8 protein-coding genes are annotated in these 11,810 nt (G+C 47.1%); 4 read left to right on the top strand and 4 right to left on the bottom strand.

What is annotated here, in order from left to right; genetic code table 11:
* Positions 1-298: 298 nt before the first annotated feature.
* Both scpA and mutA read right to left on the bottom strand, forming a co-directional pair.
* Positions 299-2,446, bottom strand: coding sequence for a methylmalonyl-CoA mutase (scpA, locus tag HMPREF9446_RS11995; RefSeq protein WP_039969350.1), 2,148 nt, complete (start codon positions 2,444-2,446; stop codon positions 299-301).
* 35 nt (positions 2,447-2,481) lie between these two features.
* On the bottom strand, positions 2,482-4,383 hold the full coding sequence (gene mutA / locus HMPREF9446_RS11990; protein WP_009125929.1) for a methylmalonyl-CoA mutase small subunit: 1,902 nt from the start codon (positions 4,381-4,383) through the stop codon (positions 2,482-2,484).
* Positions 4,384-4,402: 19 nt separating this feature from the next.
* Between mutA and HMPREF9446_RS11985 the strand changes: the two genes are divergently transcribed.
* On the top strand, positions 4,403-4,654 hold the full coding sequence (locus HMPREF9446_RS11985) for a hypothetical protein (protein ID WP_009125928.1): 252 nt from the start codon (positions 4,403-4,405) through the stop codon (positions 4,652-4,654).
* Positions 4,651-6,312 (top strand): putative transporter, encoded by a 1,662-nt coding sequence (locus HMPREF9446_RS11980; RefSeq protein WP_009125927.1) that lies wholly within the window; start codon positions 4,651-4,653, stop codon positions 6,310-6,312. Before HMPREF9446_RS11985 ends, HMPREF9446_RS11980 begins: the two co-directional genes overlap by 4 nt.
* Before the next feature lie 246 nt (positions 6,313-6,558).
* On the opposite strand, the gene HMPREF9446_RS11975 is transcribed toward HMPREF9446_RS11980, so the two are convergent.
* Both HMPREF9446_RS11975 and HMPREF9446_RS11970 read right to left on the bottom strand, forming a co-directional pair.
* Positions 6,559-7,191 (bottom strand): cytidylate kinase-like family protein, encoded by a 633-nt coding sequence (locus tag HMPREF9446_RS11975; protein WP_009125926.1) that lies wholly within the window; start codon positions 7,189-7,191, stop codon positions 6,559-6,561.
* Positions 7,192-7,314: 123 nt separating this feature from the next.
* Positions 7,315-8,676 carry an MATE family efflux transporter gene (locus tag HMPREF9446_RS11970; RefSeq protein ID WP_039969335.1) on the bottom strand — a complete coding sequence of 454 codons (1,362 nt, stop codon included), beginning with the start codon at positions 8,674-8,676 and terminating at the stop codon, positions 7,315-7,317.
* Positions 8,677-8,947: 271 nt separating this feature from the next.
* On the opposite strand from HMPREF9446_RS11970, the gene lysS reads away from it, so the two are divergent.
* A complete protein-coding gene (gene lysS, locus HMPREF9446_RS11965; protein WP_009125924.1) occupies positions 8,948-10,672 on the top strand; it encodes a lysine--tRNA ligase in 1,725 nt (574 codons plus the stop codon).
* Between the two features lie 98 nt (positions 10,673-10,770).
* Positions 10,771-11,766: an NAD(P)H-dependent glycerol-3-phosphate dehydrogenase gene (locus HMPREF9446_RS11960; protein ID WP_009125923.1), complete on the top strand. Its 996-nt coding sequence runs from the start codon at positions 10,771-10,773 to the stop codon at positions 11,764-11,766.
* Positions 11,767-11,810: the final 44 nt, after the last annotated feature.

The raw sequence follows: 11,810 nt of genomic DNA, 5'->3' as shown, positions 1-11,810 counted from the left end.
TGCTTAGGAAATAAAGCCGGAACAATAGGGGCAGTGTCTTTAGTTTTCCAGTCACTCCCCCCATCACAATGTAACTTGAAGTTATATTTCGCGTACGGACATAAAAAAAGGAGTACCGCTGTACTCCAACCTTTGTTAACCTTAAATCTAATACTATGAAAAACACATTGCAAAGATACGGACTTCCGATATATCTGCAAATTATCCAAGAAAAAAAGTATGTTTTATAACACAGATTAAGAAAAAGGATGGATATGCAAATGCATTCCATCCTTTTTTTAACATTTAGCGGACCGTATTATTCTTCATCCAACAAAATTTCCAATATCTGGCAAGCAGCCTTTGCCACCGGACTACCCGGACCAAAGATGGCAGCTACACCGGCTTTATAAAGGAAGTCATAGTCCTGTGCCGGAATTACACCACCGGCAATCACAATGATATCCTCACGTCCCAACTTCTTGAGTTCCTCAATAATCTGAGGAATCAATGTCTTATGTCCCGCAGCCAGTGAAGAGACACCTACTACATGAACATCATTTTCCACCGCTTCGCGGGCAGCCTCGGCAGGAGTCTGGAACAACGGTCCCATATCCACGTCGAAACCACAGTCGGCATATCCGGTAGCTACAACCTTGGCACCACGGTCGTGACCGTCCTGCCCCATTTTGGCAATCATGATACGGGGCTGACGTCCCTCTTTCTTCGCAAACTTCTCTGCCAGTTCACAGGCACGGTGGAAGTCGCTGTCATTCTTACTTTCTGATGAATACACGCCTGATATAGTTCTGATTACTGCTTTATAACGTCCTACAATCTTTTCACACGCATAGGAAATCTCTCCCAAGGTAGCGCGGACACGGGCTGCTTCCACAGCCAATTCCAGCAAGTTTCCTTCCTTTGTTTCCACACACTTGGTAATGGCATCCAATGCTTTCTGTACGGCCGCCTCGTCACGGCCTTCTTTCAACGTCTTCAAATTGGCAATCTGTTCCTGGCGAACCGCCGTATTGTCAATTTCAAGAATGTCAATCGGAGCCTCTTTTTCCAGACGATACTTGTTCACGCCGACAATAGTCTGGCTACCGCTGTCGATACGGGCCTGCGTACGTGCAGCAGCTTCTTCGATACGCATCTTAGGAATACCGGTCTCGATGGCTTTTGCCATGCCGCCCAATTTCTCTACTTCCTGAATAAGTTCCCATGCCTTGTGGGCAAGCTCATTGGTCAGAGATTCCACATAGTAAGAACCTCCCCATGGGTCAACATTCTTACAGATATAAGTTTCTTCCTGAATGTAGATCTGCGTATTACGTGCAATACGTGCGGAGAAATCAGTGGGTAAAGCAATCGCCTCGTCAAGGGCATTGGTGTGCAGGGACTGAGTATGTCCCAAAGCAGCAGCCATAGCTTCGATGCAAGTACGGCCTACATTGTTGAACGGATCCTGCTCGGTCAAGGACCAACCTGAAGTCTGGGAGTGAGTACGCAAAGCCAATGACTTCGGATTCTTCGGATTGAACTGCTTCACAATCTTGGCCCACAACATACGGGCGGCACGCATCTTGGCTATTTCCATGAAATGATTGGTGCCGATAGCCCAGAAGAATGACAGGCGCGGCGCAAATGCGTCAATGTCGATACCTGCGGCAACACCGGCGCGAAGATATTCCAAACCGTCTGCCAAGGTATAAGCCAACTCAATATCCGCCGTAGCGCCTGCTTCCTGCATGTGGTAACCGGAGATGGAAATGGAGTTGAACTTAGGCATCTTTTGGGAAGTATATTCAAAGATATCAGAGATTATCTTCATAGAGAATGCAGGCGGATAAATATAAGTATTACGCACCATGAATTCTTTTAAGATATCATTCTGGATGGTTCCTGCCATCTCCTCAAGTTTGGCGCCTTGTTCCAGACCGGCATTGATATAGAATGCCATGACAGGAAGTACAGCACCGTTCATCGTCATAGACACGGACATCTTGTTCAGAGGAATACCGTCGAAGAGGACTTTCATATTTTCCAACGAACAGATAGATACACCCGCCTTACCGACGTCACCTACCACACGTTCATGGTCAGGATCATAACCGCGGTGAGTAGCCAAGTCGAACGCCACGGACAAACCTTTCTGTCCGGAAGCCAGGTTACGGCGATAGAACGCATTGGATTCTTCGGCCGTAGAGAAACCGGCATACTGGCGGATGGTCCAAGGACGCAACGTGTACATCACAGAATACGGACCGCGCAAATAAGGAGGAAGACCGGCTGCGTAACCGAGGTGTTCCATCCCCTCAAGGTCTTCTTTTGTATAAACAGGCTTCACTTCAATGTGTTCCGGCGTCTTCCAATCAGCGTGGATACCGTTAGCCTTTTGCCACTCAGCACCGTTGACGGGCTGGAACGCAGCATATATATCTAAGTTTTTAAAATCTTTTCGCATCATGTTATTTACGATTTGATGATTGACGATTGAAGTTACTTCTTCAAAAGTTTGGCGTTGAATTCTTTTAATGTCTCTAACACATTTACCCTGACATGGATAAAGTTCTCGATGCCGGCAGCTTTCAGTTCGTCCATACAGGCAGGGGCACCGGCGACGATGAACATGGCACGGCCGTCCAGTGCCTTGAAAGCAGGAACGGCATATTCAGCGTATTCATCATCACTTGAACACAATACCACGATATCAGCTTTGGCAGCCATGGCAGCTTCCACGCCTTCTTCTACAGTGGGGAAACCGAGGTTGTCAATAACCTCATATCCGGCACAAGCCAGGAAGTTACAAGAATATTGCGCACGTGCCTGACGCATGGCCAGATTACCGATTGTCAGCATGAATGCTTTCGGACGCTTGCCGCTGGCTTCGGTTTCCAGACGCAATGCCTCGAATTCGCTGGCAGCACGGTCAAAGTTCAATGTCGGAACGTCTTTTTCGCACGTATGTCCGCCGCCGCAACAGCAAGCAGCCTCAACCGGTTTCTTATCTCCGGCTTTTTCCGTGAAATTAGGGAACTGGTTGGTACCCAACAGCACCTCCTTGCGCTTGGCAACTGCGGCATGACGGGCCTTGTTGCTCTCGTTTACAGCAGCCTGCACTTTTCCGGCTTTTACGGAAGCGTAGAAACCGCCTTCTTCCTCCACAGCCAGGAACAAATCCCAAGCCTGCTTGGCAATGGCAACAGTCAGGTTCTCGATATAGTAGGAACCGGCAGCCGGGTCAATGACCTTGTCGAAGTGTGATTCTTCCTTCAACAACAGCTGTTGGTTACGCGCCATACGTTCTGAGAACTCGTTAGGAGCATCGTATGTCTTGTCGAACGGAACAACCGTCATGGAGTCAACGCCTGCAAGGGCCGCACTCATTGCTTCAGTCTGTGTACGCAACAAGTTTACGTGCGCATCAAACAAAGTCAGATTGAATGAGGAAGTTTCTGCATGAATCTTCATTTTAGCGGCACAACGGCATTCGTTATTTCCACCTTTGTTTTCACAGTCGCGCAAGCACTCGGGAGCATATGATGCCACGATATTGGCCCACAACATACGGGCGGCACGGAATTTGGCTATTTCAAGAAAATAGTTGGAACTGATACCGAAATTGAATTTAATCTTCTTGGCCACCATCGCGGCAGGCAGGCCGGCATCGGTCAACTGATTCATGTATTCATTACCCCAAGCCAAAGCATAACCCAGTTCCTGGAAAATATAAGAACCGGCATTATTCAATGTCAAGGCATTTACATTCAATACACGATATTTAGGAAGAGCGGCAGTGGCTTCAATCAAAGCTTTGGCAGTGGCTACCATATCACCTTTTTCTTTGCCCCTGGCCAGCATCTTGTTGAAGTAATCATAATTGATGGAGCCCTGCAACTTCGTCAAATCATAGTCTTTCTTCTGGAAATAGGCCACAAGAAGCTCGGCCAGTTCCACGACATGCCCTTGGCAAGTAGAGAAGTTAAGTTCCACGCACTCTGCACAGATGTCTTTCAACAAAGTTTCAATATACTCTGCGCTCAGCTCTTTGGCTTTCACATGGAAAGAAAGCGCATCCACCCCTTTATTCAAGATATCCAATGCTTTGGCATTAGCCTCCTTGGGGCATTCCACTCTGATTTCCTGACGAACCAGCCATTCGTTATTATCTTTCTTGTTGCCTCTGAGATAAGGGAACTCACCGGGGAGAGCATCGGTAGTCTTTAAACCCTCAAGGTCTTCCATACGGTAGAAAGGTTTCACCTTAAATCCTTCGTTTGTCTTCCAAACGAGTTTCTTCTCAAAATCCGCACCTTTCAAGTCGGCGGTCACCTTCTCCATCCACTGTTCGGTGGAAACGGGAGAAAAATCCGAGAAGAGTTTTTCTTTACTGTCTGCCATAGTTTATTTATTTAAAAAGATGAATAAGATTCATATTGTCATCAAGAGACTTGCAAATATAACGAAATACTTAAAACAAAAAGTTTTTTTAGGGAAAATTGCACGCATTGATGACACTGTGACTGCCTTTATTCCGGGGATTCTTCTTGCCAAAACCTTCTTTTTGCAAAGTTGGTATTGCAAAAAGTATCACAATCCCTTTGCCACCTCCTCTTTATTAAGTAATTTTGCGCGAAATTTAAACAAACGACATATAAGTAAGGTACTATGAATTGGCTAGAAAGTTTGCTATGGGACCCTTCATCTGTCGCCCACATCGTCTGCTTATACGCATTCGTCATCTCCGTGGGTGTGCTGTTGGGCAAGATTAAGATTTTCGGGGTATCGCTGGGGGTTACATTCGTCCTCTTTGCCGGTATCCTGATGGGACATTTCGGTTTCACGGGAGAAACACACATTTTGCACTTCATCCGCGAATTCGGTTTGATTTTATTTGTATTTTGTATCGGTCTGCAAGTAGGCCCCTCATTTTTCTCTTCTTTCAAGAAGGGAGGCATGAGGCTGAATATGCTTGCCGTAGGTATTGTGATACTGAATATCGCGGTGGCATTGGGCATCTACTTCATTGACGGCGGCATAGACCTGCCGATGATAGTAGGTATCCTCTACGGTGCCGTAACCAATACTCCGGGTCTGGGTGCCGCCAACGAAGCCTTGAACCAGATAAACTACACGGGAGACCCCATCGCATTGGGATATGCCTGCGCTTATCCTCTCGGTGTGGTAGGCATCATCGGTTCCATCATTGCCATCCGCTATATCTGCCGGGTGAACCTCAAGAAGGAAGAACAGGAGCTCAACACACAGGAAGCGGATATAAAGCACCAACCGCACATGCTTCACCTTGAAGTGCGCAACGAATCCATTTCCGGCAAAACCCTGCTTCAGGTCAAAGACTTTCTGGGACGGCCGTTTGTCTGCTCGCGCATTCGCCATGAAGGGCACGTCAGCATCCCCAACCATGAAACGATATTCCATGTAGGCGACCAGCTTTTTATCGTATGTTCCGAGGAGGACGCCGAAGCAGTGACAGCCTTCATCGGCAAGGAAATCCAAGTCGATTGGGAAAAGCAGGATACTCCGATGGTTTCCCGCCGTATCCTTGTCACCAAGTCTGATATCAACGGCAAGAAGCTGGGTGACCTCCACTTCCGCAGCATGTACGGAGTGAACGTAACCCGTATCAACCGTTCCGGTATGGACTTGTTTGCCGACCCCAACCTGGTGCTCCAGGTAGGTGACCGTGTAATGGTGGTAGGCCAACAGGATGCGGTAGAGCGCGTGGCTGGAGTATTAGGCAACCAATTGAAGCGTCTGGACACCCCGAACATCGTCACAATCTTCGTAGGTATCTTCTTGGGTATCTTATTGGGAAGTCTTCCCATCGCGTTCCCGGGCATGCCCACTCCTGTAAAGTTAGGTTTGGCAGGTGGTCCGTTGGTGGTAGCCATCCTTATCGGACGTTTCGGACACAAGATGCACCTCGTGACATATACTACCATGAGCGCCAACTTGATGTTGCGTGAGATAGGTATCGTACTTTTCCTTGCCAGCGTAGGTATAGAAGCCGGCGAGCATTTTGTACAGACCGTGGTGGAAGGAAACGGATTGTCGTATGTAGGTTACGGTTTCCTGATTACCGTCATCCCATTGCTGATAATAGGCATGATAGCCCGCTTCTACTGCAAAGTAAACTACTTCACCTTGATGGGATTGATAGCCGGCAGCAACACAGATCCTCCCGCATTGGCATACGCCAACCAGACATCGGGCAACGACGCTCCGGCAGTAGGTTATTCCACAGTTTATCCGTTGACCATGTTCCTGCGTATCCTGGCAGGACAGATGATATTGCTGACGATGATGTAGCCGGAATAGTTCGTATTCATTTTTTACCAATTGTTACGACTCTCGGTCACCCCTCTTTACGCCTCCTCCAGAACACCTTCTGAGAGGGGGTGGAATGAGTCAGGGACTGAAAGGCATTCAGTCCCTGACTCAATGCCTTTCAGTCCCTGACTCATTCTTGTTCATTCAATGAATGAAACAAGAACCCTGCTTCAAACAAACAGCCTCCAGATTTATTTGTAAAGTTTTCAGTAAACGCCTGCAGATTTACAGCCCTCCCAGTTTCTTTCTCACGAATTCTTCCACGAAGTCCACCGTACCATCAATACCCAACACGGAAGAATCAATGCACAGGTGATAGGTCGAAGCGGCACCCCATGTCTTATAGCTATAATAATTATAGTACTCGGAGCGTCTTTTATCCGCTTTGTTCATCATCTCCTCCGCGGCATGTTCAGAAATAGCATGCATCCGGCAAAGACGCCTTATACGCTCCTCATCAGAACATGAAATGAAAATATTGACACAACGGGGAATATCCCGCAAAATATAGTCGGCACAGCGCCCGACAAAAAGACAAGACTTCTGTTCCGCCAATTTACGGATCACATCGCTTTGCACTTTAAACAAGGCATCATTACTCAGACAGTTTGTCACCGGCATAGCTCCGTCACTGATAAAAGGAAAACGCATACCGAACAGCCCTCCGATAATACCTTGAGATGCCTTCTCATCGGCTTTCTCGAAAAATTCACGGCAAAGTCCGCTTTCTTCCGAAGCCAACCTGATCAGTTCCTTGTCATAAAAATCAATACCCAAACGAACAGCCAGTTTCTCGCCGATTTCCCGTCCGCCACTTCCCAACTGACGACCTATATTTACAACGAATTTAGTATCCATACGTTCCTATTTCTATCTGTTTGTAGATAGCAAATATAAATATTCTTATGGAATATCTTCAAAAAGCGGAAGAATATTTTCATTATCTATATATCCATCCAGCCCATTTCCTGGAAACTTGAATTACCGGACCTGTGCCGCAGCCGCCTTGAACTTCCGGAACTGCATGACCAACATAACCAATGCTATCAGACTGGCAAGCACATCAGACACCGGCATACTGTACCACACACCCGCCACTCCAAAGAAACGGGGCAAAATGAGCAGACAGGGAAGCAGAATCAGCATCTGGCGGGTAAGGGAAAGGAAAATGGCCTTGCCTGCCATTCCTATGCTCTGGAAAAAGTTGGAAGTCACCATCTGGAAACCGATAATCGGGAAGAACATGACAACAATGCGCAAGCCTCTTGCCGAAATGTCAATCAGTTCAGCATCCGATGTAAAGATACCCACTACCAGATCCGGTACCAGCATTCCTACGAGAAACCCGAAAGTAGTCACCACCGTGGCATAAACAATGGTCAGTTTCAGCACCTTGTTCACACGCTCATACAACTTTGCCCCGAAATTATATCCGGCAATGGGTTGCATACCTTGATTCAGCCCCATCACAATCATCACCACAATGAATACCAGGCGGTTCACGATGCCGAAAGCTCCGATGGCCAAATCACCGCCATATTCTTTCAGCCCCTGATTGATAAGAATAACAATGAAGCAAGCCGCCAGATTCATCAGAAAAGGAGACATGCCGATGGCCAACGAATCGAAGACGATTTTACGCTTCAACCGGAATATGCCCCGATGGAAATGCAGCAGTTCTTCCTTGTTACTGAACAACTTGAACTGCCATGCCAACGATATGACCTGTGCCACAATCGTAGCGATGGCCGCCCCGCGGATACCCCATCCAAAACCATAAATAAACACCGGATCAAGAACCGTATTGATAACCACCGTGGCTATAGTGGCATACATGGCCTTCTGCGGATGCCCGGAAGAACGCAGCACGGCATTCAGCCCCAAATAAAGATGGGTAACGGCATTTCCCAAAAGAATAATCTGCATATAATCCCTTGCATATCCTACCGTTTGGTCGCTCCCTCCGAAAAAATAAAGGATAGGATCGAGAAAAGCCATGACAACCAAAGTAAAAGCCAGCCCCAGCAAGATATTCAGAACAAAGACATTCCCCAGCACACGTTGTGCCGTATCATAATCTCTTTGCCCCAATTTGACGGAAATCAAGGTAGAAGCCCCCACCCCTACCAACGAACCGAAAGCAGCCGCAAGGTTCATCAACGGGAACGTCAACGCCAATCCCGAAATAGCCATCGTGCCCACTCCGTGACCGATGAAGATACTATCTACCATATTATATAAAGAAGACGCCGTCATGGCGATGATTGCCGGAACGGCATATTGCATCAGTAGTTTCCCTATACTTTCCGTTCCCAGCGCTGTGGGAGTCTTTTGTCCTGCCATATTATACCTATTTACTTTTTTTGCGGGTGCAAAGGTACTCATTTCTAAAGACCGGACAAAAGACAGTCGGGCACTTTTTAAGTGTGCCGGTCAAAAGACGGCAGAAGCCTGCAACAAAAATTCCACCCAGGCAGAAAAAAGCCCCCAACCAAGCACATAATACGGAAGAGGGGCAATGTCTTACCCCTCTCCCTATATTTCAAGGGAAAAAGGTTCGCTATCTGAAAAATGTTTCGTACTTTTGTACCCAAATTGAGTGAAATATAGCGAAATGAACGTATTAGAACTAAGTGAACAAGAAATCATTCGTCGCAACAGCATGAATGAACTTCGCGCGATGGGCATCGACCCCTATCCCGCAGCAGAGTATGTAACCAATGCTTTCTCTACCGATATTAAAGCTGAATTCAAAGATGACGCCGAACCCCGCCAAGTGTCCGTAGCCGGACGTATGATGAGCCGCCGCGTAATGGGTAAAGCCTCTTTCATTGAATTGCAGGATTCCAAAGGACGCATTCAGGTATATATTACCCGTGATGACATCTGTCCGGGAGAAGACAAGGAAATGTACAACACCGTGTTCAAACGTTTGCTCGACCTGGGCGATTTCATCGGTATCGAAGGTTTTGTCTTCCGTACCCAAATGGGCGAAATCAGTATCCATGCCCAAAAAATAACCGTACTTTCAAAGAGCATCAAGCCGTTGCCCATCGTCAAGTACAAGGATGGCGTGGCTTACGACTCGTTTGAAGATCCGGAACTCCGTTATCGCCAACGTTATGTGGATCTCATCGTAAACGAAGGCGTGAAAGAAACTTTTCTGAAGCGTGCCAAGATTATCAGTACCATGCGTACCGTACTGGACGAGGCCGGCTATACAGAAGTGGAAACCCCGATCCTGCAGTCCATCCCCGGCGGAGCAAGCGCCCGTCCTTTCATCACACACCACAATTCACTGGACATGGACCTCTACCTGCGCATCGCTACCGAACTTTATTTGAAGCGACTGATCGTAGGCGGATTTGAAGGTGTTTACGAAATCGGAAAGAACTTCCGTAACGAAGGTATGGACAAAAACCATAATCCCGAATTTACCTGCGTAGAGCTGTACGTGCAATATAAGGACTACAACTGGATGATGAGTTTCACCGAAAAATTGCTGGAACGCATCTGTATCGCCGTAAACGGTTGTACGGAAACTGAAATCGACGGCAAGACCATCAGCTTCAAGGCTCCTTACCGCCGTCTTCCCATTCTGGAAGCCATCAAGGAGAAAACCGGTTACGACCTCGAAGGAAAGACTGAAGAGGAAATCCGCCAGATATGCAAGGAACTGAAAATGGAAATCGATGATACGATGGGTAAAGGAAAGCTCATTGACGAAATCTTCGGTGAATTCTGCGAAGGTACCTTCATACAGCCTACCTTCATTACTGACTATCCGGTAGAAATGAGCCCGCTGACCAAAATGCACCGCAGCAAGCCGGGACTTACCGAACGCTTTGAGTTGATGGTGAACGGAAAAGAGCTGGCCAATGCCTATAGCGAGTTGAACGACCCGATAGACCAGGAGGAACGCTTCAAAGACCAGCTCCGACTGAGCGAAAAGGGAGACGACGAGGCCATGTTCATCGACCAGGACTTCCTGAAAGCATTGCAATACGGCATGCCTCCCACATCGGGTATAGGTATCGGCATAGACCGTCTGACTATGCTGATGACAGGCAAGTCATTCATCCAGGAAGTATTGTTCTTCCCCCAAATGCGTCCCGAAAAAGTAATTCCGAAAGACGTTCCCTCCAAGTTTATGGAGTTGGGCATTCCCGAAGAGTGGGTGGCCGTCATTCAGAAAGCCGGTTACAATCTGGTAAGTGACATGAAAGATGTAAACCCGCAGAAACTCCACATGGACATTTGCGGCATCAACAAGAAATACAAACTGGAACTGGCAAACCCGACCGTTAACGAAGTTGCTGACTGGGTTAGCAAAATATAAAAATTAACGAATTAAATAAGCAAGATTAAAGATCAGAGGAGGGTAAAGGTTCTCCTTTTCCCTCCTTTAATTTTTAGTTTTTAATTATTAATTTCAATATGAAACTACCCGGTAAGATAGCCATCATGGGCGGAGGAAGTTGGGCAACAGCCATTGCAAAAATGGTACTGAGCCAAGCGGAGTCGATAAACTGGTACATGCGGCGAGATGACCGCATTGCCGATTTCAAACGACTGGGACACAACCCTGCCTATTTGACGGGCGTCAAATTCGATACCAAGCGTATCAATTTCAACTCCAACATCAATGATGTGGTAAAAGAATCCGATACGCTCATCTTCGTGACTCCTTCTCCTTATTTAAAGGCCCATCTGAAGAAGCTGAAAACGAAAATCAAGGACAAGTTCATCATTACCGCCATCAAGGGGATTGTACCCGACGACAATCTGATCGTATCAGAATACTTCACCAAGGAATATGGTGTACCGGCTGAGAATATAGCTGTGCTGGCAGGTCCCTGCCATGCGGAAGAAGTCGCCTTGGAACGCCTTTCCTATCTGACCATTGCCTGTCCGGACACAGACAAGGCATGCAATATCGCACGCCGGCTGGCGAGTTCGTACATCAAGACTTCCGTAAGCAACGACGTGGCGGGCATAGAGTACAGTTCTGTACTGAAGAATGTGTACGCCATAGCAGCGGGTATATGCAGTGGCTTGAAATATGGTGACAATTTCCAGGCTGTACTGATGTCCAACGCTATCCAGGAAATGAATCGTTTCCTGCAAACCGTCCATCCTTTGAACAGAAACGTCAATGATTCTGTTTATCTAGGTGACTTGTTGGTAACAGGGTACTCCAACTTCAGCCGTAACCGTACGTTTGGCAGCATGATCGGCAAAGGATACTCCGTTAAGAGCGCGCAGATAGAGATGGAGATGATTGCCGAAGGGTATTACGGCACCAAATGTATCAAGGAAATCAACAAGCACTATCATGTCAACATGCCTATCGTAGATGCTGTCTATAACATCTTGTACGAGCGCATCTCACCAATGATAGAAATTAAATTGCTGACAGATTCTTTCCGCTAAACGGAGAATATAAAACAAAGACTGAATTTAAAACCTAGAATATT

Source organism: Bacteroides fluxus YIT 12057 (assembly GCF_000195635.1).
Classification (GTDB): domain Bacteria; phylum Bacteroidota; class Bacteroidia; order Bacteroidales; family Bacteroidaceae; genus Bacteroides; species Bacteroides fluxus.
This window is presented reverse-complemented; position numbering and strand designations above follow the sequence as displayed.